The sequence below is a fragment of the Actinoplanes aureus genome, from assembly GCF_015704865.1.
In the GTDB taxonomy this organism is placed as follows: domain Bacteria; phylum Actinomycetota; class Actinomycetes; order Mycobacteriales; family Micromonosporaceae; genus Actinoplanes; species Actinoplanes aureus.
The window spans coordinates 60,621-84,558 of record NZ_JADQTO010000013.1 but is presented as its reverse complement, the minus strand read 5'-3'; the positions used below and the strand labels follow the sequence as shown (position 1 = coordinate 84,558).

The window sequence follows — 23,938 nt, the reverse complement described above, 5'->3', positions numbered from 1 at the left end:
CGGCATCCCGGCCGCCCCCGTCCACAGTGGATCTTAGACCCGCCGTGCAGCGGCATGCTCAGGCTGGTTTGCCGCGCCGGGCGGGCAGGCCCGAAAGGAGCGCGTCGAGCGTTTCGATGTCGGCCCAGCCGTTGACCGACACGGCGCCGGAGGCGGTGACCGTGACCTCGAGCCGATCGGGGGTGACGGCCACATCGATCGGAACGTCCTCGATGCGATCGCTCAACCGGATGAACCGCTGATTCGTCGACCCGACCCAGGGCCGGTCGTGGTCCAGCAGATCCTGCCGGAACAGGCCGGCGACCAGCAGGTCGGTGGCATCCAGCAGGGCGGCGACGTCGTCGCGGCCGCTCGCGGCCTGCTCCCGCAGCTGGTCGTACTCGTAACCGGTGAACGTCATGACCGAGCGGCCGGCCCGCCGCACGCCGGTGGCGACCGCCGCGAGCCCGGCGGCCTGCTCGAACGGCTCACCGCCGAGCAGGGTGAGCCCCGGCGTGCCGGTGGCGAGCACCCGGGCCACCAGATCCGCGGGCGGAGTCGGGACGCCGCCGCGCACGCCGAACAGGTGTGGGTTGAAGCAGCCCGCACACCGGATGGTGCAGCCCTGCACCCAGATGGCGGTCCGCTCCCCCGGGCCTTCGGCCGTCGTCCGGTCCAGGAAGCGGGCCACCCGCACGAGGGGCGGCTCAGACATCGACGATCCGGCCGTAGGGCGGCGGATCGGTCGGGTTCCGTGGTGGTGGCGGATCGCAGGACAGCCGATCCCGGACCGCGACGAACTCGTGCGGTGCGAACCCGGCCACCGCGGCGAACTCGGTCAAGCTGCTGAAACCGCCCCGCGCCTGCCGCGCCGCGACGATCCGCGCGGCCCGTTCGGCGTTCCAGCCGGGCAGCGCCGCGAACTGCCGCTCATCGGCGGTGTTGACGTCGAGCCGGTCGGGCTCGGGCACGAAGGCCGGCAGCGGGCTGGAGTTGAAGGCCGGGGTGGACGGCGGCACCGAGCCCGACGCCGGGGCGGGCGGCAGCACCGAGCCCGACGCCGGCGCAGGTGGCGAGACCGGATCGGGCGTCGGTTCCGATACCGCGCCGTAGAACTGCTGCGGCGGTGGGACGACGTCCTGCAGCTGCGGCGGCAGCGGAGTCGCGGCCGGTGTGGGTGCGCCGGTCCAGGCGACCGGCTGTGGCCGCGAATACCACGGCACGTGCCCGGCACGCCAGCGCAGCCAGGCCCCGTTGACGACGAACGCGTGACCGATGCTGATCGGCCAGAGCAGGAACATGATCGTGAAGGCGACGTTCTGCTGGGTCGAGTCGTCCGCGCCCTCGCCGCCGACGAAGAAGCAGACGTTGGCGACGACGCTGTAGAAGATGCCGGCGATCCACCACGCCGTCCGCCGCGCGCGGACGCCGACGTAGATGAAGCCGACCGCCGAGAAGCAGCTGAACGGCAGCAGCACGGTCACCAGCCAGGCGCTGTGCGCCAGACGCCAGGACAGCCGCGCCGGGCCGGTCCGCTTGCCCTGCGACGGCGACGGCGAATAACCCGGCTGGGCCGGATGCTGCTGGCCATCCGCAGGCGGGAAGGGCGGCGGCTGCTGGTAGCCGGAAGCAGGTGGGAAGGGCGGCGGCTGCTGATAGCCGGCGGCCGGCGGGAAGGGCGCCTTGTATCCGGCGCCCGGCGGGTAGGGCTGCGAGCCGGGCGGGTGCGGCGGGGATCCGGAATACGGGTCCTGACCTGGATCAGGCGGGGTCCACGTCACGATTCACGTTCCGTTCCTGCGTGGCCTGGGTCTGGCGGTGGTAGTCGTCGGTGAAGGCACTCTGCCGGACCTGCCCACCGATCAGGTCCTCCAGCACAGCGATGTAGTCCAGGCAGCGCTCACCGACGATGTCGACGGTCTCGGCACGCACCTGGCCGTCGGCGCCGACGGTCACGACGATGCGGGGCTTGTCCGTCATGCCCGCTCGCTCTCCACCTCGAAGACCAGGCGCACACTGGCGTCCTGCTCCACCGACTCCGACTCCAGCCGCAGCCCGGCCGCCGGCGCCTGATCGCGCAACCGCTCCAGGACGGCTTGCTGGACGCGTCGCCCATAAGCCCCGTCGACCGTCGTCATCAGCTCCACGGCCCCGGCCTGGTCCACCCCGGTGACATGCGCGGCCCAGATGCCGTCAGCTCCACGGGTGAACGTGGCGGCGCTCTGCGCCCAGGTCGCGGACAGCGTGTCGCCGCTGGTGGTCACGGTCGCCCCGGTGTCACGCAGCGCCGACTCGAGCAGGGTCACGTCACGCATGCGGGTCTGCACCTGGCAGACCAGCCGGCCGTCGGCCTTGCGGCCCGCGGCGGCCTGGACGGCGGCGGCCCCGGCCATCGCCAGCGGCACCAACAGCAGAGAAACGCTCATCCTTCGCACCCCCGGTTCGCTCGAGTGCGCTCACCTTATCGGCAGGGTGCGACACTTCACCCCGGCCGGTTGCTGAAGTCCCAGTCGTCGGTGCCGGTCGCCGATACCGCCCGATTCCGGGCCCATCCGCGCAGCGCGTCGATGCGCTCGGCCTGGGTCACGCTGAGCGGCACGATGCTCATCACCGCGCGTACGAGATCGTCCCGGCGCAGCGGGCGCCGTTCCGAGAACGCGTCGAACAGCCCCGCGACCACCGCCTGCTCGATCTCCGCGCCGGAGTACCCCTCGGTCAGGCCGGCCAGCTCGGCGAGCAGATCGGTGTCGACCGGCAGCTCACCCGCCGCCCGGCGATGCCGCAACGCCCGCGCCAGGTGCACCCGCCACACCGCGATCCGCTCGGACCGGCTCGGCAGATCGACGAAGAACGTCTCGTCGAAGCGCCCCTTACGCAGCAGCTCAGGCGGCAGCCCGTCGAAGTCGTTGGCGGTGGCGATCACGAACACCGGACGCCGTTTCTCCTGCATCCAGGTGAGGAAGGTGCCGAAGACCCGCGCCCCGGTCCCGGAGTCGCCCGCCGCACCACCGGCGAAGCCCTTCTCGATCTCGTCGACCCACAGCACGCACGGCGCGACCGCCTCGGCCGTACGCAACGCGGTCCGCATGTTGTGCTCGCTGGACCCGACCAGCCCGGAGAAGACCCGCCCGATGTCGAAGCGCAGCAGCGGCAGGCTCCAGGCGGTCGCGACGGCCTTCGCGGTCAGCGACTTCCCACAACCGGGAACACCCGTGATCAGTACGCCGCGCGGCGCGGGAAGACCGTACTCGGCGGCCTCGTCCAGCCAGGACCCGTTGCGTTTGACCAGCCAGGCCTTCAGATTCTCCAGCCCACCGACGTCGTCGAGCACGGTCTCGTCGGCCATGAATTCAAGAACACCCGATTTGCGTACGGTCTGGCGCTTCTCGTCGTGCACGATCTCCAGGTCGTCCAGATCCAGCACGGTGTCGTTGACCATGGCCCGGGCGTACGCGTTCTCCGCTTCTTGCATGGTCAGCCCGGCCGCCGCCGTGACGAACCGCTCCCGCCCCGGCTCGTCGAGCTCCACCCGCAGCCGCCCGGACGCCGTGTTGCCGCGGACCATGGCGTCGAGCAGGCCGCGCATCTCCTCCGCGCGCGGCAACGGGAAGTCCACGATCGTGACGTCCTTGCTGAGCTCGACCGGCAGCTCCAGCACCGGCGAGAGCAGCACCAGCGTCCGCGGGCTGCGCCCGGCCCGGAACGCCTGGGCGATGTCGCGCACCAGCCGGACGACCTCGGCGCTCTGCGCGAAGAGCGGATGCAGGTCGCGGAAGACGAAGACGGCCGGCTCGTCGATCCGCTGCACCGACTTCAGCGCGTCGGTGGCCCGCTGGCCGCCGGACCGGGCCTCACCGTTCGGCTGGATCAGTCCCCCGGTCAGCGACCACGTCCAGACGGCGCGCGGTACCCGTACCAGATCGGCGTTTCCGGCGATGCCGGCAAGGTGATGCAGCGCCCGCTGTTCCTCGTAGGTCTCGAGGTAGAGCACCGGGAACCGGGCCTTCAGCAACTGCGCGAACGTCTCCGCGAACGACCTCTCCACCGACGCATCCTACGGCCCGGTCCCGGCCGGGAGTCCGGACCGGGACCGGGTCCGCCGATCAGCTGTAGTTGAGCGAGAAGTTGTTGACCGTGAAGTTGGACTGTCCCGCGGTGCCGCTGATCTCGAAGCCGAACTGTGCCTCGCCGACCGTCACGTCACCCCACCAGCCGTTGGTGCGCAGCCAGTTCAGCATCGACAGGATGTCGATGTTGCCGGAGTTGGTGTTGGTACGGATGAACGAGAAGACCGCGTTCGCGCCGTTCGACCCGCGGTAGACGTTCCAGGTGTGCCCGCCGACCGACAGGTTGCGCACGTTCGGCACCGCGCCGTTGGCGTCGTACTGTTCCGCGATCGGCCCGACCGCGCCGCGCTGGTTCGTCCAGATCATGACTTCGTAGGCGTGGTTGTTCGCCCAGATGTCGTACGTCGTCGAGTAGTCGCCGTCCGCCGGCACCGACACGTTGAACGAGCTGGTCAGTGAGTTGAGCGAGCTCAACGTACGGTTCAGGGTCTTGCCGGTGTTGGGGTACGACTTGACGCCGCTGGTCCGCGGGTGGTTCGCGACCACACCCCAGTTGGTGCCGCTGCGCGCCCAGATCGTCTGCGTGCCGGCGCCCGAGCCCCAGATGTTGTTGTAGAGGATGTAGCCGTTGTTGGTCCAGTTCGCCCACTGCCCCGAGTCGACCCAGACGGCGTCGCTGGGCACACCGTTGGTGGGCGGCTGCGAGCTCGGCGGGTTGGACGTCGGCGTGGTCGGGCCCACCGATCCGGTGCAGGCCGTCCCGTTCAGGGTGAAGGCGGTCGGCACCGGCGTGCTGTTGCCGGACCCGTTGAAGCCGAACGACACGGTCCCGTTGGTGGCCACCGAGCCGTTGTAGCCGGCGTTGCGGGCGGTGACCTGGGATCCGCTCTGGGTCAGGTTCGTGTTCCAGGCCTGGGTCACGGTCTGCCCGGCGGAATACGACCAGGCCAGGGTCCAGGAGCTGAGCGCGTCACCCAGGTTGGTGATGGTCACGTTGGCGCCGAATCCGCCCGGCCACTGGCTGCTCACCGTGTAGGCGACACGGCAGCCCGCGGCCGCGGACGCCGGGAGCGCGGTGATGACACCGGCGCTGGCGGTGAGGGCCGCCGCGGCGGCCACGGAGAGCGCGAGAGTACGTCTGCGCATACCAATCCAATCTCGGAGGGGGATCACACGACGCTCGTCGAAGCGCTTCGACACCGAAGGCTGGGGATTTCACGAACATCGATGCGAGATTGGGCCGATGTTACGACCCGGCACTCCGGCACGGCAACCATCGCAGCACGCGTACGTTGTCCGCATGGCCATCACCGAGACCGATCTCGCCCATCTGCGCCGGTGCGTCGACCTGGCTCGCGAAGCCCTCGAGGACGGCGACGAGCCGTTCGGCTCCGTCCTGGTATCGGCCGGCGGCGACGTGCTGTTCGAGGACCGCAACCGGGTCAAGGACGGCGACGACACGCAGCACCCGGAGTTCGCGATCTCGCGCTGGGCGGCGGCACACCTGAGCCCGCGGGAGCGTGCGGCGGCGACCGTCTACACCTCCGGCGAGCACTGTCCGATGTGCTCGGCGAGCCACGGCTGGGTGGGGCTGGGCCGCATCGTGTACGCGGTGTCCAGCGCTCAGCTGACCAGCTGGCTGACCGACTGGGGTGTCGCCCCGGGGCCGGTGGCGGCCCTGCCGATCGGCGTTGTCGTGCCCGGTGCGGTCACCGACGGGCCGGTCGCGGAGTTCGAGGCGGAGATGCGCGCCCTGCACCGCGCCCGGTTCACTCCGGCCGGCCCCTGAGGTCGTTCAGACCTGCCGCGCCTTCGGCCGCGTGGCGGCGGTGATTCAGCTCCAGCAGCCGGTCGACGATCTCCCGCTGCGCGTCCGGCCCGACGGTGTAGCGGACGTACGTTCCGGACCTGTGGAATCCGTGGTCGAGTCCCTGCTCCAGCAGGTCGTCCCACCCATAGGCCCGGCACGTGGCCACGTCGATCGCCCGGTGCAGTCGCCGCAGCTCCAGGATGTCGTCGTCACGGCAGGCCGGATCGAAGACCAGGTTGTAGGTGGCGGTCAGGCCGGCCCGCCGCCTCAGCATCACCTCGGCCCGGAAGGCGTCGAGTTCCTTGCCCAGGCCCCGCAGCTCCTCGGTCAGCTCCGGCAGCGGCAGCGTCTCGAAGACATCGGCCAGGGTGTATCGCAGATCGGCCTTCATCGAGGACGCTCTGCTCACCGCCCACCAGTAGTGCGGTGCGCTGCTCAGCAGGGCGAGCATGGCGGTGTCGTCGGTGGTGAACACCCCCAGCATGTTGGAGAGGACCTGATCGGTCCGGACCAGCACCGGCATCACCGTCCGGCTCACCAGAGCGATGACGATCACCTGCTCCGACCCGGCGATCGCCCGGATCAGGTTGGGCCGCAGCGCCATGAACTGCCACCACCGCTCGCGGGCCGCCTTGCTGTACGTGTTGGCCAGGCGCTCCGGCTTCACCAGCCGCTCGACCTGGGAGAACAGCTCGGGATAGCTGCGGGCACGCGGCTCGGGCCAATCCCGGAAATTGATGATCCAGCGGCCTGCGAGGCACTGCGGATGCGAGTTGACGTCCTCGCCGATGAGGTATGGGAAGAGCACGTCCCGGTTGCGCGGGTCGGCAGCGATCAGTTCCCGGGCCCGTGACCGCTCGACGGTGAACCCGAGCCCGAGGACGTACACACCGACGAACGCCCGGCCGGCGTTCGCGGCCAGTCGCTCCGGTCTGCCGGCCGCCCGCGACCCCGGATCCAGGGAGGAACCGATGTCCGCGACGACGCGGCCGTCAGCAACGCGCTGCGCATCGGGTCCCAGAGCGGACCGGCTGGTCCACAGCGCGCAGTATTCGAGGGTGGCCGACCGGGACGGCCACGGCGCGCTCTTGACCGACCGCCGGATGGTCACGCCGTCCGCGAGGAGTTGATCCAGTCCCACCTTGCGGCTGTCGCCCTGCGCCAGCGTGTTGGTGGCCAGCAGTCCCGTCTGCCCGGTGCCGTTGAGCAGCTGGTGCGCGCGGAGCACGAAGTAGGCGGCCAGGTCTCCGGTACCACGCACGCCACGGACTCCGTTGCCGAGCAGCTCGACCAGGTAGTCCCGGTAGCTCTCACCCAGTGCGGACTTGAGCTTCAGCCCGCCCAGGAACGGCGGGTTCCCCACGATCGCGTCGAAGCCGCCGTTCTCGAAGACCTCGGGGAAGGTCAGCGGCCAGTGCAGCGGTTTGCGGGCGAAGCCGCCCTCCACCGCGCCGGTGGCCAGCCATCGTTTGAGCCGGCTCCGCGCCGCCTCGTCGTCACCGGAGGCGAGCCGGGCGGCTTCCGCCGCCGCGGCGTCGAGCGCCCGGTCGCCCCTGCGGGCGTTGGCCAGGGCTGCGCCCACGATGAGATCGGCCGGCAGGTGAAGCCGATCGGTTCTGGATTCGACAGCGTCGAGCCGGCTGTGCTTCTCCGCGATCCCGGAAGTCATCTCGGCGATCTCGCGCCGCTCCTCGGCGGCCCGCGCGATGAGGTCGCCGACGCCGCGCAGCCGCACGCGGCCACGGTCGGCCTTGAGGTGCATCGCCTCCAGCTGGTCGAGGGAGGTGATACCCAGCAGCGAATCGCCCGCGACCAGGCGATCGTCGAGGAAGGTGAACGGGCGTACCGCGTCCATCGAGACCAGCCAGAGGGACAGCTTCGCCATCTCCACGGCCATCGGGTTGATGTCCACGCCGTAGAGGCAGTGCTCGATGATCTGCCGCCGCGCCTCGGACACGAGTAGTTCGTCGTCCGGGCGGCCCTCGGCGATCCACGCCTCGATCAGGTGACCGGCGAGGTAGCGGGCCGCGGCTACCAGGAACGCCGCCGAACCCATCGCGATGTCGGCGACCTTCAGCGACAGGATCCCGGCCGCCGACCTGCGCCGCCACCGCGATCGGTCCGCCGTCTGCAACGGTCCCGGCTGGTAGACCAGCGGCTCCAGCGCGTTCTCCACGACCTCTTCGGCGAGGAAGCGGGGCGTGTAGTGGGTGCCGGTGTTGCGGCGCAGCGCGGACTCGGTGACGAAGAGCGCACCCGGAAGGATGACCACCGGAAGATCGCGCAGATCGGTACGGATGAGGCCGTGAAACGGCAGCAGGCGCTCGGACAGCAGGTCGTCCCCGCCGGTCACGGCCAGCAGCTTCGTGCGGGCCTCCTCGACCTCGGCGCCGTCGAGCGGGGTGAGCCGTCTGGCCAGCGCTGCGCCGGCACCGGTGTCGCGGTGCCGTTCGGCGCGATCCTCGAGCTCGCTGAGGCGTACCTCTCCGCCGCCGATCAGACCGACCACGACGTCCCCGGCGCGGAAACCCTCGATGGCCAGCAGGCCTTCGTAGACGTATCCGATCTGCTCGACATCCAGTGTGCGGAAGCTGACCGTGCGGCGCTCCGACGTCTTCGCGCCACGGCCGATCTGGACGTACCGGACCGAGCGCAACATGTGCAGCACGGTGCGGTCGTCCACATTGAGCGGAAGCCACGGCATGCCGTCCGGGTCGAACAGCGACCCGTCGTGGCCGTGCATCGTCAGCCGAGGGTGGTCGACACCCGCGTACACGGCGTTGCCGAGGGCGATGAGCCGCTGCCATGCCGCGGTGCTGTGTTCCAGGTCCTCCTCGCTGCCCTCGGTGACCCGCGCCTCCAATTCGGAGCAGAGCCGGCCCGCTGAGTAGGCGGTCGCGTACAACTCGTTGTCGGCGGGCAGGAGTTTGCGCTCCTCGGCGAAGAGCAGGAAGACGATGCGCATCATCACCGAGACGGCACCGCGGTAGACCTCGTGCGCGTCCACGTCCCGCAGACCGCGACCACCCAGCCGCCGGTCGTTCACGTCGATCCGGCCGAAGGCGGCGACCAGCAACTCGACCGCCTGGCGGACCTGGACGCCGAGGGCTTCGGTGATCTCTTCCTGGTTGTCCAGGCTTTCGCGCAGCAGCGGGACGAGTCTCTGCTCGTCGGGGACGGCGAAGAAACGGCTACGGCGCAGTAACGAGACGAAGGCCCGGACCACGTCACGCTCGGCCGCCTCCGGCCAGGCCACCGCGTCGAACGTCGCCGTGGTGGTGGCACCGCTGCGCGGAGCCCAGACCAGGGTGAAGAAGCGGCCGTCGGTGGCCAGGCCCAGTTCGATCCCGTGATGCCGGCACATCTGGGCGAGCCGGTCGACCGGGGTCGCTGCCCAGGTGCTGCCGGGAATCCGGGACGCCGGGCGGGTTCCGGTGGGAACGATGACGCCGATCACCCGTACCGTATCGGATTTGATCTCTTTGCCTGGCTGGACCAGTGCGAAGCCGGCGGTGAGCATGGTGTCGTGCTCGGCCACCGGCACCGCGAGGCCGTCAAGGCCTTCGCCGTGCAGCGCGTCGCCCCATTCGAGCAGGTCGCCGAGGACGTAGGCCAGCCAGGTGTCGCGGCCGGCGGCCGGATCGGTCCGCCAGTCGGCGTGCCGGGCCCGCAGCCGTTCCCGCGAGGTCTTGTCCAGGGCGTCGAGGGCGGGCCAGGTCTGCCGGAGCACGGGCACGCTGAGGAACGGGCCGCTGACCTCGATGAGGCTGAGCCACTTCTTGTGGTCGTAGTCCGCGGCGCGCCGGGTGCGGTGGGCAGGGCTCATCGGCTGGCCTCGCGCTGGGGCACCACGAAGACGACCGCGACGGGGACGGTGTGCGCTACCGGCTTGCGATAGCGGGCGCCCACGGCGTCGAGCTCGCGCTCGCGGTCCCCGGCGAGGCCGGAAAGACGCTCCGTCCGGCGGGTGCGGTCTCGGCGGTACTGGGCCAGCTCGTCCGTGCGCCTGCTGGCTTCGGCGCGGCGGAACAGCGTCGCCTCGGCCTGCGGGCCGTCGGCGTCGATGGCGCGGCGCAGGCCGGCTTCGAACTGGTCGAAGTCGTGGTTGACGCGGTCACGTTCGGCCTGCCGGCGCTGTTCGAGCCTGCGGTGCAGCACCTCCTCGCGGATGCCGGCTGCCCACTTCACGGCCGCGCCGAGGTCGCCGGCGATGCGCTCCCAGCGTCCGGCGACCCGGCTCCGGACGACATCGGTGGCGGGCACTCCCCTGGTCAGGGCGTGATCCAGGATGCCGCCGAGCGTGGAGGGGTTCTCCACGCGGCGAAAGCGGCCCCGGTCGGGGACCCAGCCGCCGGAGCAGAGGATCTCCTCGTGCAGCCGCACCCCGCCGGCTCCGACGAGCACGAATCGGGAGTAGGCGCCGACCAGCACGTCCTCCACGTCGGGGTCGTCGCTGACCACTGCGGTGACCCGGTGGAGACCGAGGTCCGGATTGGACACCGATGCCCGCAGCAGCCGGGTGGACATGGCTACCAGCGGGTGGTTGAGGTGGGCGAGGACGATCCCGTCGCGGCCTTTGATCACCTCGGCGTCGAAGGTGATCGGCCGGGATCCGGTCAGCGGCGGCACCGTGTAGAGACCCTCGACCAGATGCTTGTCGTCGGTGTGCGGGCGCAGTTTCCGCTGGCGGGCCAGTTCCAGGGCGGTGTCGACGACCCGCTTCACCCGCGGCGGGGAGATGCCCAGTTCCTCGACGGTCCGGTCGAGGTCGGCGCGGAGCCGGCGGACCTGTTCCCGCGTGTCCGGCTCGGTGGGCAGTTCCTCCGCCCGCACCTTCCGGCCGACCTCGTCGAGGTCGAGGCTGACGCGCTCGCCGGCCATCCGACGCCGTACGGCCTCGGAGATGACGGCGTTCACCGCGCCCAGGTCGGCCTCCATCGCCGCGATCTTGGTGGCGATCCGGGAGAGGAACTCGAGGTCGCCCGCGAAGCCGGTGCCGACGAAGTGCCGGATGTCCGGCGCCGTCGTCTGGCCGTAGCGGTCCACCCGGCCGATTCGCTGCTCGAGCTTGTTCGGATTGAACGGGATGTCGTAGTTGACCAGCCGGTGGCAGTGGTTCTGCAGGTCGACACCTTCGCTGGCGGCGTCGGTGGCGAGCAGGATCCGCACCGGATGCTCGGCCGGGTCGGCCTGGAAGGCGAGCCGCAGTTGTTCCCGCTCGCCGGTGGGCGTGCCGCCGTGCAGCGTGGCGACCGCCGGACCGGCCAGGCCGTCCCGGCGCAGCAGGTCGGCGAGCCAGGATTGGGTGTCGCGGTACTCGGTGAAGACCAAGACCCGCTCATTGGTCCAGTGCCTACCGTCCGGCTTGCAGACGCTCTTCAGGTAGTCGATGAGCTTGGCGGCCTTGGCGTCCGGTCGCGCCTGCTGTGCCTGTGCCCAGGTCAGCATGCGTTCGAGCAGCGACTCCTCGTCGTCGGCGGCGACCATCCGTTCGAGGGCGTCGTCCTCGGCCTCGGCGAGTTGCTCGTCGTCGTACGTCGCCAGGTCGTCGACGAAGTCCTCCATCCACTCCGGGATGTCGTCGTCGACGCCGGTCAACGGGCCGGCGCCGGCACGGCCCCGCAGCGTCCGCAGGTAGACGCCGACGGTGTGCGCGAAGGCCGCCGGGCTGGAGAAGAGCCGCTTCTTCAGCAGCAACGTGATCAGGTCGGTGGCCTTGCGGCCGCGCTCGGTTTCGAGCCGTTCGCGGCGCAGCTCGGCGAAGCGGGTGAGCAGCGCGTGGATCTCGCGCTCCTCCGGCGGATATTCGACGGGGATGGCCGACGCCACCCGCTCGACGAAACGGGGCGTGCCGTCGGCGTTCTCGATGTGCCGTTTGAGGCGGCGGACCACGGTTTCCCGGACCGCGGCGGGGTCCGGCTCGACGCTTCGCAGAAACCGCTGGTCATCGATCAGCTCAAGCAGCGCCCGGAACGACTCCGGATAGCCGTTGTGCGGCGTCGCCGACAGGAACAGCCGGTGGGTGAAGTGCGGAGCGATCTTGCGAATCAGCTTGGTCTGCTGCGAATCGACCGCATAGACCTGCCTGGGCGCGGCCGGCGCGACATGGTGCGCCTCATCCAGGATCAAGAGATCGAAGGTACGGGGAACCGCCGGCCCGTCCGCCGGAAGAACCTCGTCGAGGAGCCGCTGAGCCTTCGGGCCCCGCAGCCACGGAAGGCTGACGATGGTCAACGGGTAGACGTGAAAAGGGTTGGCCGAGGAGCCGTGCGTACGGCGGACCGCAGCGGCCCGCTCCGAGTCGACGACGGTGAAGTCGAGGCCGAACTTCTCCAGCATCTCGTCGCGCCACTTGATGGTCAGACCGGCCGGGCAGACGATCATGATGCGGCGAGCGCGGTGGCGCAGCAGGAGTTCCTGGGCCACCAGGCCGGCTTCGATTGTCTTGCCGAGACCGACGTCGTCGGCCAGCAGCAGGTTGACACGGGGTGCGTCGACGGCCCGGGCGACCGGTTCGAGCTGGTAGTCCTCAATGGCCACGCCGGAACGGAACGGCGCTTGCAGGGTCCGAACGTCCGCCGAGGTGACGGCCGACCACCGGACCGCGTCGAGGAAGGCGGCCAGCCGGTGCGGCGGGTCGAACCGGCCGGCCTCGACCGGAGGCAGGGCCCCGGTGGGCAGCACCTGAGCGCCTGCCTCGACCTCCCAGATCACGTCGAGCGTGTCGGCGTACCGGCCGTCCTCGACGCTCTGCAGGCTCACCAGCGTGCTCTTCGCGCCCGGCTCGACGTTGTTGACCACCCACCGCCGGCCGCGTACCGAGACAAGCTGACCGTCCGCCGGCGGCGCCGTCGTCGCGGGCATCGCGCCCCCTCGTCACTTCTCGCTCTCCGATGCCGTGCCAGCACCTTACGCCGCGTGGACCGGCTGACCTGCCACTCCACGCGGCCGCACGACAGAACGGATGCCGGAAGTCGACGGCTCAGGCCGGATCGTCGAAGCCCTCGTCCGCCCTCTCCCGCCGCAGGTGCGCCTCGGCACGCCGGGCCGGCTCGCCCTTCTCCGCCGCCAGCCCCGCATACATCGGCTGCACCTTCTCGTACGGCTGCCCCGGCGGCAGCAACGGAATCCCGGGATCCACTACGGCTTCGATCACCATCGGACGATCAGCCGCGAGCGCCATCTCCCACGCACCTTCCACCTCATCGGGATCCGTGATCCGCATCCCGCGCAGCCCGAGCAGCTCGGCATAGCGCGCATACGGCACATCAGGCAGCTCCTGCGACGTGACGAACCGCGGCTCGCCCTCCGTCTCCCGCTGCTCCCAGCTCACCTCCGCGAGATCCCGGTTGTTCAGCACGCACACCACGAACCGCGGATCCGCCCAATCCCGCCACCGCGCGGCCACCGTGACCAGCTCCGCCATGCCGGCCATCTGCATCGCACCGTCGCCGGCCAGCACCACGACGGGGCGGTGCGGCGCCGCGAGCTTGGCGGCGAGACCGTAGGGAATTCCGCACCCCATCGACGCCAGCGTGCTCGACAGGTGCGCCGGGACGCCGTGCGGCAGTCGCAGGTGCCGGGCGTACCAGTAGACGACCGAGCCGACATCGACCGCGACCTGCGCGTCCGCCGGCAGGTGGCCGGTGAGTGAGCGGATCACCCGCTGCGGATTCAGTGGTTCGGCCTGCGCCGCAGCCCGGGCCGCGCCGATCAGGCGCCAGCGCTGCACCCATTCCTCGACGCGGGCGCCCCAGGCGCCACCCTGCCGGGCAGGCACCAGCGGAAGCAGTTCGCGCAAGGTCTCCACGGCGTCACCCAGCAGAGGGACTTCAACCGGATACCGTACGCCCAGACGGCGCCCATCGATGTCGATCTGCACCGCCCGCGCCTGACCCGGCTTCGGATAGAACTCGGTCCACGGGTCGTTCGTGCCGACCAGCAGCAGGGTGTCGCAGTGCCGCATCAGCTCGGCGCTGGCCGTGGTGCCCAGATGACCCATGACGCCGGTGTGGAACGGCAGGTTCTCGTCGAGTACCGGCTTGCCGAGCAGCGACGCGGTCACGCCCGCCCCGAGCCGGTGCACCAGCTCGACGATCTCGCGCTCCGCGCCGTACGCTCCCTGGCCCACCATGATCGCCACGCGCTCACCGGAACCAAGCAGTTCGGCCGCCTCCCGGAGATCTTCCGGGCGGGGCACCACCCGGGCGGGGCGCAGCCCCGCGCTCGTCGCCAGCACACCGTGCTCATGCGCTTGCGGATCGCTCGCCGGAGCGGTCTGCACGTCGTGCGGCAGGACCACGCAGGTCGGGCTGCGCGTAGCCAGCGCTGTGCGGAACGCGCGGTCGAGCAGCATGGGCACCTGCTCGGGCGTGTGCGCCGCCTGCACGAACTGGGCGCACACGTCCCCGAAGAGCCGCACCAGGTCGATCTCCTGCTGGTACGCGCTACCCAGCACGCTCGACACCTGCTGCCCGACGATCGCCACGACCGGCTTGGAGTCGAGTTTCGCGTCGTAGAGCCCGTTGAGCAGGTGCACCGCACCCGGCCCCTGGGTGGCCAGGCAGACACCGACCCCGCCGGTGTACTTGGCGTGCCCGACCGCCATGAACGCCGCCGCCTCCTCATGCCGGGCCTGCACGAATGCCGGTTTCCCGGCCCGGCGCAGCGCACCGATCACCCCGTCGATGCCGTCCCCGGAGTATCCGAAGACCCGGTCTACGTCCCACGCGGTTAGACGCTCCACCACCACGTCCGACACGGTCCGCTCAGTCACGTCGCCTCCTCAGCCGTCGCCATGGAGGGCTACCCGCTGAGCCAGGCCGTATTCGCCGCCCGGGGCGGCATCTCCGGGTGCGGCCCTCGTGCGGATAAAGATTTGGTTTCCCGACAACCGCCGCCGATATCCAAGATCCGACTGAACCGCCAGGCGCGCGGTGGCGTAGCAAATCCATGTCCGGTGTGATTGATTGACGTTTCCCTCGATGGAAGAAAAACGATCTTCTCGTAGATCGACATTTTCATCATCCACTTCAGCCGGACAGTACACACCGACGCCGCACAGGAGCTGACAACCGACGAGGCTTTCTTGATCAATGCGGAGGACACATGTCCACGGAGACTGGCACTCATTTTCGGCGCGCGCTGGCGAGAGCGGCACTCATGCCGGCCGTCGGCTGGGCTGTTGTCGTGGTGGTACTGCTGGGCGCAGCGTTCAGGGGCGCATCCGCACCGCTTCTCAACCTGGCGATCTTCGCCATTCCAGGCCTCGCCTTCGTGCCGGCCACCTATTTCGTGATCCGGTTACACCGCGCAACGAACCAGGCAGACTTCGACCGCGCCATGCGGCGGGTACTCGTGTCAGCGGCGGTGGGGCTGGCGTTGCTGATCGGCGCCGGTTACACGCTGAGCGGACTGGGTTGATGAGCTATGACGTTCGAAGTTGAACCGCACGCCCTCCGACAGTTCGCCTCGCGGCTACAAGACACGTACGACGACGCCGGGCACGCGAAGATCTACGTCGAGGCACATGGCACATTCAGTCTTCATCAAGGCGGATTGATGGGGTTCGTGCTCAACGAACACGCGAAAATCATGGATGCGCTGCGGGAGATGATCGCGCGGTTGTCCCGCCTGTCGGTCGAATCCGAGGACAATCTGCGCCGGATCGCGCAGATGTACGAGGACACTGATCGAAAGAACGCCGCCTCGTTCGACGCGACCCTGCCATCCTCACCACGGCCGATCATCTTCGAAGGCTGACGGCGGGTACCAGATGGCTGACGCACGCGATTTCCTGCTGCCTCCGGCCGAACCGGAGGACAGCATGGCGAATGGTTTCGCGAATCCGGGTGAATTCTTCAACTACGTCAGCCCGTCGGCCTGGATCGCTGACATCGTCGAGCGCATCTCCGGCTGGAATCCGTTCGACTGGGCAAGCGAGTACTTCACCGGCGAGTGGGGCGAGTTCCACAAGTTCGGAACTACTCTGGCGAACCTTGCGGATTTCATGCAGGAGATCGGCGCCGGCATCCAGGCGAATTTCCTCGAGGCCGACCGCTCCTGGTCCGGCAACGCCGCGGACTCCGCCTTCGCCTATTTCACGAGCCTTGCTGCCGCGGTCAGCAGCCAGCAGTTCGCCCTGAATGAGGCGGCGCACGGTTACCACGAGGCGGCTCGTGGTGTCTGGCAGCTATCCAAGCAACTGGGGAACATACTCCAAGCGATGGCCGACGAGGCGATCCTCGCCGGGCTGACCGCGGTGGCGGGCACCGTCACGATGGCGACGGGCGCCGGAGCGGTGGTCGGCTATTCGATGGCCGCCTACCACGCGATCCAGATACTGAAGCTTGCCGCTCGCGCGTCCAAAATCATAAACACCGCGTTGATCGTGATTTTGTCGCTGTTCGGCGGAGCGGTCGCTTTGACCGGCCAAGGCGGCGACCTGTCAGCCGTCCAGCTTCCGGAAACCAGCTTCGATCTCCCGAGGAGCTAGCGTGAACGAGGTTTCGGTAAGTGAGCAGCTGGAGCAGATGACAAGCCACCCGCGGGTCGCGCGGGCCATTCTGGACGGGCTTCGCCAACTGCGCACCGGCGTTTCCGGGTCCGATTTCGCCGAGCTGGCCCGCGACGTATTGGAGGGCCGTGTGATGCTTCGCGACCTCGGACGCACGGAGGCGTACGGCCCGCAGTTCCGGCAGGCCTTCCACCGCTTCGAGCAATGGGAGGCCGGCCAAGACCCCGAAGAGTTCGGGCGCATGGTCGAACGGACCAGGGCGACGCTCGAAGACGATCCGGTTTAGCGGGCCGGGCCGGGTTTGCGGCCTACCCCGCTGTACTGGTTGACGCCGGCCCGCTCGTCGCCCGGGCCGGGATGCCACTGCCAGCTCGGAACGACCCCCGGCGGCACCAGGTCCAGGCCTTCGAAGAAGCTAGCGATCTCCTCGGGCGTACGCATCAGATAGGGCACCGCCCCCGATTCGTTGTAGGCGTCCTGGGCCTGGTTCAGTGCTTCCTCTTCGGCTGTCCGGACGCCGTCGTTGATGGACAGGTAGCTGCCGGGCGGCAGCCCTGCCATCAGTTGCGCGACGATGTCGCGGGCTTCCGCGGTGGTCGGGATGTGGCCGAGCACGCCGTTCAGGATCAGCGCCACAGGGCGGTCCATTTCGAACTCGCGGGCGGCGAGGGAGACGATCTCCGCCGGTTTCTGCAGATCGCCTTGGAGGTAGATGCCGGACGAGCCGGCGAGCATCCGGCGTCCGTGCTCCACCACGTACGGGTCCTTGTCGATGTAGACGACGCGGGCCTCGGGTGCGGCGCGCTGGGCGATCTGATGGGTGTTGTCGGCCGCGGGCAGGCCGGCGCCGGCGTCCAGGAACTGGCGTATCCCGGCTTCGGTGGCCAGGTAGCGGACGGCACGCGACAGATATCTGCGGGATTCCCGGGCGATCTCGTCGATGCCGGGGAACACAGCGCGGTACTCGTCGCCGGCGGCGCGGTCGACGGGGAAGTTGTCGGTGCCGCCGAGCCAGTAGTTCCAGATGCGGGCCGACTGCGGCACCGAGGTGTCGATCTCCATGAGCACCCTCTCAGAGGCCGAAGGCGAGCAGCACGTTGCCGTGCTCGCTCGGGTAGAACGGGTAGTAGCCGACCTGGACGTAGAGCATGCCGTTGGCGACCACCGCACCGCCGTTGCCGGAGATCGCGCCGCCGAAGCCGGTCCGGCCGTTCACGCCGGCGAACGAGCGGATCGTGTCGTACTCCCACAGCACGGAGCCGGTGCGTGCCGCGTACGCGCGCATCTTGCCGTCGTTGCTGCCCTCGTAGACCACGCCGGGGCTGGTCGTCGCGGCCGGGGTGTGTGCGAGGGCGCAGATGCCGGGGTGGGCGGCGGCGCCGCCGGTCGTGCAGCCGTCGGCCGGGTTGGGGGTCTGCCACAGCACCTGTCCGGTGGCCGGGTCCAGCGCGAACAGGGTGCCGGGCCCGGCGAAGTAGGTGGCCACGTACAGCCGCCGGCCGTCGTAGCTGCTCCCCCACTGGATCCCGGAGATGCCGCCGCTGGGCAGCGGCACGCCGATCTGCCGGCGCCAGGCGACGTCCCCGGTACGGGCGTCGAAGGCGTGGTAGACGCCGCTCTTCTGGCCGACGCCGACGAGCGTACGGCCGCCGACCCGGAACAGGTTGGGCGTGGCGCCGATGTCGTAGTCGAGCGCGGTGCCGTCGCGCAGGCCGGGGCAGTAGCCCTCGGCGTCCGGTTCGTTGCACAGGCTGCGCCACGTGTCCGCCCGGGTGACCTGCTGCTTCCAGCGCACCGAACCGTCGCGGGCGTTCAGGGCGAGCAGCGAGTCGTAGTCACCGGCGCTGCCCGTGTAGTTCTGACCGGTGCCGACGTACAGGGTCCCGCTCGACGGGTCGATGACCGGTGAACTCCAGACACCGGCACCGGACGGCTCGTAGCGGGGTGCGCCGCTGGGCCAGGTGCCGGTCTGCTTCGGCTCGGGGACGGTCCAGTAGCGCCAGGCGAGCCGGCCGGTGTCGGCGTCGAGGGCATCGATGTGCCCGCGGAAGGTGCAGCACGGCGTGTTGGCGTCGCCGGTGTTCTCCGCGCTGGACGCGCCGATGTAGATCTTTCCACGGTAGTAGAGCGGTGAGCTGGTGTGTATGCCCGCCGGGTGTGTCTCGGTGTCGGTGGCCCAGCGCAGGCGACCGGTGCGCTGGTCGAGCGCGTAGACGTACCCCCGGTTGTCGCCGAAGAAGACCTTGCCGCGCGCGACCGCCGGGCCATCAAGCACGATGGCGCCGCCGGCGCCGGGATTCACCGAGGCGAGCGCGAAGGTCCATCGGGTGGCGCCGGTCCGGGCGTCGAGCGCGTAGAACACGCCGTCCGGCCCGCCGAAGAAGATGCCGCCGTCGACGACCGCCGGCTGGCTCTTCACCGGCGCACCGGTCTTGGGGTACGCGAACGCCCATTTCAGCTTCAGTCCGCCGACGGTGGCGGCGGTGATGCGGCGCTCCGCCGCGTTGTGCCGGGAGCCGGTGAGGTCGCCCTGCCAGGTCGGCCAGTCACCGCGCCGGGCCCCGGCGGACGCCGGCACGGTGGCGAGGGCGATCAGGGGGAGAAGCACGCCGAGAAAGGCCGTCACACGTCTGGCAAGAGACATGTCCGCACTTTAAAGGAAGACGGAGATCGATGCCTCAGCCCTTGCGTGCCTGCGTCGCCACGCCCTCGACGAAGTACCGCTGGCACAGGAAGAAGGCAATGATCATCGGTACCGTGGTGATCACGGCACCGGCCAGGACGATCTCCCACCGCGCCTCCCCGGCCTGCCCGAACTGGTCGAGGATCGCCTTCATGCCGCGCGGCATGGTGAACAGCGCCGGATCCCGCAGGTAGATGAGCGGCTTGAGCAGATCCGACCAGCTCGCCCGGAGCTCGAACACGAACGCCACGATCAGCGCGGGCCGGCACAGCGGCACCGCGATGCGCCAGAACAGCCGCCAGTAGCCGGCGCCGTCGACCCGGGCCGCCTCGAACAGTTCCCGGGGCAGGCCGAGGAAGAACTGCCGGATCAGGAAGATGTAGAAGGCGCTGCCGAACAGGTTGCCGGCCCACAGCGGTACCTGCGTGGCGGCGAGGCCGAGCTCGTTCCAGATCAGGTAGGTCGGGATCATGGTCACCGCGCCGGGCAGCATCATGGTGCCGACGACCAGGGCGAAGAGGACGTTGCGACCGGGGAAACGGAAGTACGCGAAACCGAACGCCACGATCGCACTCGAGATGGTCACCGCGGCGGCGGCCGCCAGCGCGACCACGACACTGTTGAACAGCCACGTCCACACCGGCGCCGCCGTCCAGATCGCGGTGTAGTTCTCCGGCGCCCAGTCCGACGGGACCAGCCGGTTGTCGAACACCTGCGGCCGGGGTTTGAGCGAGGCGCTGACCAGCCAGACGAACGGGTACAGGAAGATCACCGCGGCGATGGCCAAGGCGGTCCACAACACCCAGGGATGCGGACGGCGGCGTTTCGCCGGCGGCGCCGCGGGAGGAGCGGCGGTCATCGGCACCTCACTCGTTCTCGTAGTAGACGAACCGCCGGCTGAGCCGCACCTGCACCACCGTGATGACCACGATGATCACGAACAGCAGCCAGGCGAGGGCTGACGCGTACCCCATGTGCAGGAACTGGAAGGCCTGCTGGAACAGGTAGACCACGTAGAACAGGGCGGCGTCGTTGCCGTACGTCTGCTGGTTGGCGCTGCCGTAGAACGCGGTGTAGACCTCGTCGAACGTCTGGAGCGAGGCGATCGTGTTGATGATCAGCGTGAAGAACAGGGCTCCGCTGATCATGGGTACGGTCACCGCCCGGAACGTCGCCCACCGCGACGCCCCGTCCATCTCGGCGGCCTCGTACAGGTCGCGGGGCACGTTCTGCAGTGCGGCCAGGTAGATGATCACCGTGCTGCCCAGGCTCCAGGCGCCGATCAGCACCAGGCCGGGTTTGATCCACGGTCCGTCCACCGTCCAGTTGGGCCCGTCGATGCCGACGCTGCCCAGAGCCGAGTTGACCAGGCCGACCTGACCGTTGAACAACAGCAGGAAGAGCACCCCGACGGCCACCTTCGGGGTGATGGTGGGCAGGTAGAAGATGGTGCGGAAGAACCCCGCCGACCGGCGTCCGACCCGGGCCAGCAGCATGGCCAGGGCGAGCGACACCACCATGGTCACCGGTACGTGCAGCGCCGTGTAGATCAGCGTGTTGGCGATGCTGGAGCGCACCTTCGGGTCGGCCAGCAGTTGCCGGTAGTTCTCCCCGCCGACGAAGTCGGTGCTGGTGAGCACGTCGTAGTCGGTGAACGACAGAACGAGGCTGGCCACCATCGGCCCCGCCATGAACACCGCGAAGCCGATGAGCCACGGCGACAGGAAACCGACGGCGGCCCAGGTCTCCCGCCGCCGCACGGCGACGTTCATCTCAGGATCCGCTGTTGGCCTTGTCCAGCGCGGCCTGAGCCTGCTGCTGGGCCTCGGCCATGGCCTGAGCGGGTTTCTGTTTGCCTTCGAGGACCCGGCTCACCGCGTTCTGCCAGGCGGCTTTGAACTCCTCGCCGGCGGCGAGCGCCGGTTCGGAGAAGCCGGACTCCTGAGCCTTGAGGACGGTCTGCACAGTCGGGTCGGGCTTCACGTGCTCTCGGAAGATCACCTCGTCGGCCTTCTGGTTGCCGGTGAAGACGCCGAGGAACGGCTTGTTCTCCTTCTGGCGTACCTCGGCCCGGGCCTTCGCGGCGGCGATCCAGGTCTCGCTGTCGGTCATCGTCTTGATCCACTTGCAGGCCTGGTCGGCGTGCGGGCTCTTCGCCGGGATGGCCCAGGCGTTGCCGGTGATCCAGTCGACGGGCTGCCCGTCGACACCGCGGAACGGCGCGACGGACACCTTCGCCTTCGGCGAGTTGGCCGCGAGCACGTTGAGGTAGAAGTCCTCCATCACGAAGGCGCCGAGTTGATTGCTCGCGAACTGGTTCTTCGCGCCGAAGAAGTCCCACGAGTCGCGGAACGACTTGAAGTTCGACCAGCCGCCCTGTTCGTTGATCAGGCCGACGGTGTACTCCAGCACCTCGACCACCTTCGGGTCGGTCAGCTGCGCGGTCCGGCCGTCGTCGCTGACCAGCGCGGCACCGTTCGCGCGGGCCCACATCGGCAGGAACTCGGGGATCTTCGGGTCGAACCCGATCCGCTGGAGCTTGCCGCCGCTGACCTTCGTGAGCCGGGACGCGGCCGTCGACAGCGCCTGCCAGTCACCCGTGTCGAACCCGGAAGGATCCAGGTTGACCTCGGCGAACGCGGCGTCGTTGAGCATCAGTACGCGGTTGTTGTAGAAGTCCGGCAGGCCGTAGAGCTGCCCGTTGAGGGTCGCCTCGGTCACCGCCGCCGCACGGAACTGGCTCATGTCGATCTTCTCGCGCTCGACGCAGTCGCCGAGCGGCATGATGGCTTTCTTGGCGGCGTAGGTGCCGAGCAGCCGCCGCTCCATGTAGACCAGATCCGGCGGTGTACCGGAGGCGACCGCGGACAGGAACGCCTGGGCGTCGAAGCTGCCCTCGGACGCCTTCGCCGCGCTGGGTGCGATCGCGGCGTTGGCCTTGTCGAACCGGGTCTTGGCGATCTCGTCGCCGGTGCCGAAACCCATCATCGTGAGCGTCGCCGCGGCGTCGTCGCCGGACCCCGAAGAGGATTTGCCCACCCCACCGCAGCCCGCCGCCAGCACGAGGACCAAGACACCGCTCACCGCAAACCGGATCAATCGGATGAACATCGTTGTTCTCCCATTTGCAGTTGTTCCCGTCGGCAAAGCATAAGTTCGCGTCGATGGGTCTGCATCATTTGTTCACCCCGGAACACCGCGCAGATACGCGGCGATCGCTCCGGCCGAACGCCGGCCCGAGGTGGTCATGACGTTGTGCGCGGCGGCCGGGATGGTCACCGACACCCCGCCGGACATCGCCGCCACCTCGGCACGCCAGCGCGGCGGCGCCACCGGATCGAGTGATCCGCCCAGCACCAGCGGCGCCACCGGCAGGCGGCACAGATCCTGCTCGATCGCGTTGCGTACCGAGTGGCCCACGGTCGCGAGCACCCGCCACGGCTTGGCGTCGGCCACGTCGCGGGCCAGTACCGCCGCCTGCCAGGGCGCTTCGACGAAGAGGTCGACCAGCCAGCGGCCGATCAGCCCCCGCCGCGACCGGGCCGCCGGGTCGGCGGTCGGGCTCGCCAGCACCACGGCGGCCACCAGGTCCGGCCGCAGCACCGCGAGACGGGCGGCCACCTCGGCACCGAACGAGTGCCCGGCGACGCAGACCCGGGACAGGCCGAGCACGTCCAGCCAGGCCGCGAGGTGCTCGGCGTGCCGGCCGACGTCGTACGCGCGGCGCGGCTTGTCGCTCAGCCCGAAACCGGGCAGGTCCGGCACCAGGACCGGATGCCGGCCGGCGAGGGCGTGGGCGGTGGGCATCAGGTAGCGGGTCAGGCCAATACCCATCAAGATCGCGCTTTACATTTTTTGGCGCGCGGTTAGTTTCAGGGGTATGTCGCCGGACTCCTTCCGTCTCGACGAGGCGGTCGCGGATGTTTACGGTGACCTGCGCCTGGCGCCCGTGCTGCGGCGCCTGCTGCGGCACACCGGCCGGTTGACCGGCTCGGTGGCCGGCAGCGTGTCGCTGATCGACGCCGGCCGCGGCTGCTACGTCAAGGCCGCCGAATACGGCGCACACTGCCAGCTCGGCCGGTCGTTCCCGCTCGACGAGGGCGCCACCGGCCGGGCCTTCGCCGGGCGCCGCCCGGTGGTGATCCCGGACTACGGGCAGTTGCGCGCCGGCCATCTCGCCGCGGCGCATCCGGCCCGCAAGGGCCCGGCGGTGGCGGTGCCGATCTGGTGGCGAGGCGACGTGATCGCTGTCAGCGTCGCCTTCTCCCCCGAGGCCGGCACCTTCTCGTCGCGGGGTGTCGACGAGCTGGAGGCACTGACCCAGTCCGCGGCCGCGGCGATCGTCACGTCCGGCCGGCGCGATCCGCCGCTGGCCACGCTGCTGCGGCGAGCCGGTGCCGTGGTCACCGAGGCCGGCGTGGTCCGCCCGGTCGCACCGGAGGTCGCGCGGGTGGCCGCGGACCTGGTCGCACAGGCGAGCCGGACGGCCCATGTCGCGATCGTCTACCGCCAGCAGGGCCTGCGCGTACTGGTGCAGGACGAGACCGGCGAGTCCGGGACCTGGGACGAGCTGCCGCACCTCACCGGCGGCGACATCAGCGTGGAGCAGGTCCGCGGCTGGGGTGTGCTGGTCCGCGCCGACCTGCCGTACTCGGCCCCGGCACCGTTCACGCCGCGCGAGGCCGAGGTGCTCGAACTGCTCCGGCAGGGCCTGACCTATCGGGAGATGGCCGGCCGGCTCGGCCGGTCCGCGAAGACCATCGAGAAACACGTCGCGGCGATCATGCGCAAGACCGGGACCTCCAACCGTACGGCGGCGGTCGTCACCGCCCTGGACAACGACTGGGTGGGGAATCTCCCCCATACCGGGTAACCGGCAAGCG

At 69.7% G+C, this 23,938-nt stretch carries 22 protein-coding genes; 6 read left to right on the top strand and 16 right to left on the bottom strand.

All coding sequences use genetic code 11. From position 1 onward, the window contains the following. Nucleotides 1–58: 58 nt before the first annotated feature. The 6 genes from I4J89_RS26210 to I4J89_RS26185 are packed head-to-tail and all read right to left on the bottom strand — an operon-like array spanning nt 59 to nt 5,192. Nucleotides 59–694: a 4Fe-4S single cluster domain-containing protein gene (locus tag I4J89_RS26210; protein WP_196416739.1), complete on the bottom strand. Its 636-nt coding sequence runs from the start codon at nt 692–694 to the stop codon at nt 59–61. Beyond that, nucleotides 687–1,760 (bottom strand): ComEA family DNA-binding protein, encoded by a 1,074-nt coding sequence (locus I4J89_RS51605; RefSeq protein WP_196416738.1) that lies wholly within the window; start codon nt 1,758–1,760, stop codon nt 687–689. Before I4J89_RS51605 ends, I4J89_RS26210 begins: the two co-directional genes overlap by 8 nt. Continuing rightward, nucleotides 1,741–1,959, bottom strand: a complete 219-nt coding sequence (locus I4J89_RS26200) for a DUF2997 domain-containing protein (protein WP_196416737.1) — start codon at nt 1,957–1,959, stop codon at nt 1,741–1,743. The genes I4J89_RS51605 and I4J89_RS26200 overlap by 20 nt, the downstream gene beginning before the upstream one ends. Further along, nucleotides 1,956–2,405, bottom strand: coding sequence for a hypothetical protein (locus I4J89_RS26195; RefSeq protein WP_196416736.1), 450 nt, complete (start codon nt 2,403–2,405; stop codon nt 1,956–1,958). Before I4J89_RS26195 ends, I4J89_RS26200 begins: the two co-directional genes overlap by 4 nt. 56 nt (nt 2,406–2,461) lie before the next feature. Next, the gene (locus I4J89_RS26190) at nt 2,462–4,024 is read right to left on the bottom strand and encodes a Ycf46 family AAA ATPase (RefSeq protein ID WP_196416735.1); all 1,563 of its coding nucleotides are present in this window, start codon (nt 4,022–4,024) and stop codon (nt 2,462–2,464) included. A gap of 58 nt (nt 4,025–4,082) precedes the next feature. Then, nucleotides 4,083–5,192, bottom strand: coding sequence for a glycoside hydrolase family 12 protein (locus I4J89_RS26185; protein WP_196416734.1), 1,110 nt, complete (start codon nt 5,190–5,192; stop codon nt 4,083–4,085). A 154-nt stretch (nt 5,193–5,346) separates the two neighbouring features. On the opposite strand from I4J89_RS26185, the gene I4J89_RS26180 reads away from it, so the two are divergent. Then, entirely contained in the window at nt 5,347–5,835 is a 489-nt protein-coding gene (locus I4J89_RS26180; protein ID WP_196416733.1) for a nucleoside deaminase, read from the top strand. On the opposite strand, the gene I4J89_RS26175 is transcribed toward I4J89_RS26180, so the two are convergent. The 4 genes from I4J89_RS26175 to I4J89_RS26160 form a co-directional block, all read right to left on the bottom strand. Next, nucleotides 5,816–9,682: an Eco57I restriction-modification methylase domain-containing protein gene (locus tag I4J89_RS26175; protein WP_196416732.1), complete on the bottom strand. Its 3,867-nt coding sequence runs from the start codon at nt 9,680–9,682 to the stop codon at nt 5,816–5,818. The two genes, I4J89_RS26180 and I4J89_RS26175, sit on opposite strands and share 20 nt — an antisense overlap. Beyond that, a complete protein-coding gene (gene drmD / locus I4J89_RS26170) occupies nt 9,679–12,720 on the bottom strand; it encodes a DISARM system SNF2-like helicase DrmD (protein WP_196416731.1) in 3,042 nt (1,013 codons plus the stop codon). The genes I4J89_RS26175 and drmD overlap by 4 nt, the downstream gene beginning before the upstream one ends. 118 nt (nt 12,721–12,838) lie before the next feature. Further along, the gene (locus I4J89_RS26165) at nt 12,839–14,632 is read right to left on the bottom strand and encodes a thiamine pyrophosphate-requiring protein (RefSeq protein WP_196416730.1); all 1,794 of its coding nucleotides are present in this window, start codon (nt 14,630–14,632) and stop codon (nt 12,839–12,841) included. Between the two features lie 9 nt (nt 14,633–14,641). Continuing rightward, complete coding sequence (locus I4J89_RS26160; protein WP_196416729.1) at nt 14,642–14,887, bottom strand: hypothetical protein; 246 nt, start codon at nt 14,885–14,887, stop codon at nt 14,642–14,644. A gap of 77 nt (nt 14,888–14,964) precedes the next feature. On the opposite strand from I4J89_RS26160, the gene I4J89_RS26155 reads away from it, so the two are divergent. The 4 genes from I4J89_RS26155 to I4J89_RS26140 are packed head-to-tail and all read left to right on the top strand — an operon-like array spanning nt 14,965 to nt 16,658. Beyond that, the gene (locus tag I4J89_RS26155) at nt 14,965–15,279 is read left to right on the top strand and encodes a hypothetical protein (protein ID WP_196416728.1); all 315 of its coding nucleotides are present in this window, start codon (nt 14,965–14,967) and stop codon (nt 15,277–15,279) included. A 6-nt stretch (nt 15,280–15,285) separates the two neighbouring features. Beyond that, on the top strand, nt 15,286–15,618 hold the full coding sequence (locus I4J89_RS26150) for a type VII secretion target (protein WP_196416727.1): 333 nt from the start codon (nt 15,286–15,288) through the stop codon (nt 15,616–15,618). A 13-nt stretch (nt 15,619–15,631) separates the two neighbouring features. Continuing rightward, entirely contained in the window at nt 15,632–16,351 is a 720-nt protein-coding gene (locus I4J89_RS26145) for a hypothetical protein (protein ID WP_196416726.1), read from the top strand. A gap of 1 nt (nt 16,352) precedes the next feature. Continuing rightward, on the top strand, nt 16,353–16,658 hold the full coding sequence (locus I4J89_RS26140; RefSeq protein WP_196416725.1) for a hypothetical protein: 306 nt from the start codon (nt 16,353–16,355) through the stop codon (nt 16,656–16,658). Here I4J89_RS26140 and I4J89_RS26135 read toward each other — a convergent pair. From I4J89_RS26135 to I4J89_RS26110, 6 genes are all read right to left on the bottom strand, one after another. Then, a complete protein-coding gene (locus I4J89_RS26135; protein WP_196416724.1) occupies nt 16,655–17,434 on the bottom strand; it encodes an SAM-dependent methyltransferase in 780 nt (259 codons plus the stop codon). The genes I4J89_RS26140 and I4J89_RS26135 overlap by 4 nt on opposite strands. Before the next feature lie 10 nt (nt 17,435–17,444). After that, nucleotides 17,445–19,016, bottom strand: a complete 1,572-nt coding sequence (locus I4J89_RS26130) for an outer membrane protein assembly factor BamB family protein (protein WP_196416723.1) — start codon at nt 19,014–19,016, stop codon at nt 17,445–17,447. Between the two features lie 34 nt (nt 19,017–19,050). Continuing rightward, complete coding sequence (locus tag I4J89_RS26125; RefSeq protein ID WP_196416722.1) at nt 19,051–19,914, bottom strand: carbohydrate ABC transporter permease; 864 nt, start codon at nt 19,912–19,914, stop codon at nt 19,051–19,053. A gap of 7 nt (nt 19,915–19,921) precedes the next feature. Continuing rightward, entirely contained in the window at nt 19,922–20,827 is a 906-nt protein-coding gene (locus I4J89_RS26120) for a carbohydrate ABC transporter permease (protein WP_196416721.1), read from the bottom strand. A 1-nt stretch (nt 20,828) separates the two neighbouring features. Beyond that, entirely contained in the window at nt 20,829–22,166 is a 1,338-nt protein-coding gene (locus I4J89_RS26115; protein ID WP_196416720.1) for an extracellular solute-binding protein, read from the bottom strand. 72 nt (nt 22,167–22,238) lie between these two features. Further along, nucleotides 22,239–22,889, bottom strand: coding sequence for an alpha/beta fold hydrolase (locus I4J89_RS26110; RefSeq protein WP_196416719.1), 651 nt, complete (start codon nt 22,887–22,889; stop codon nt 22,239–22,241). A gap of 46 nt (nt 22,890–22,935) precedes the next feature. Here I4J89_RS26110 and I4J89_RS26105 point away from each other — a divergent pair, with 46 nt between their 5' ends. Continuing rightward, entirely contained in the window at nt 22,936–23,928 is a 993-nt protein-coding gene (locus tag I4J89_RS26105) for a GAF domain-containing protein (RefSeq protein ID WP_196416718.1), read from the top strand. The last annotated feature ends 10 nt before the right edge of the window (nt 23,929–23,938 follow it).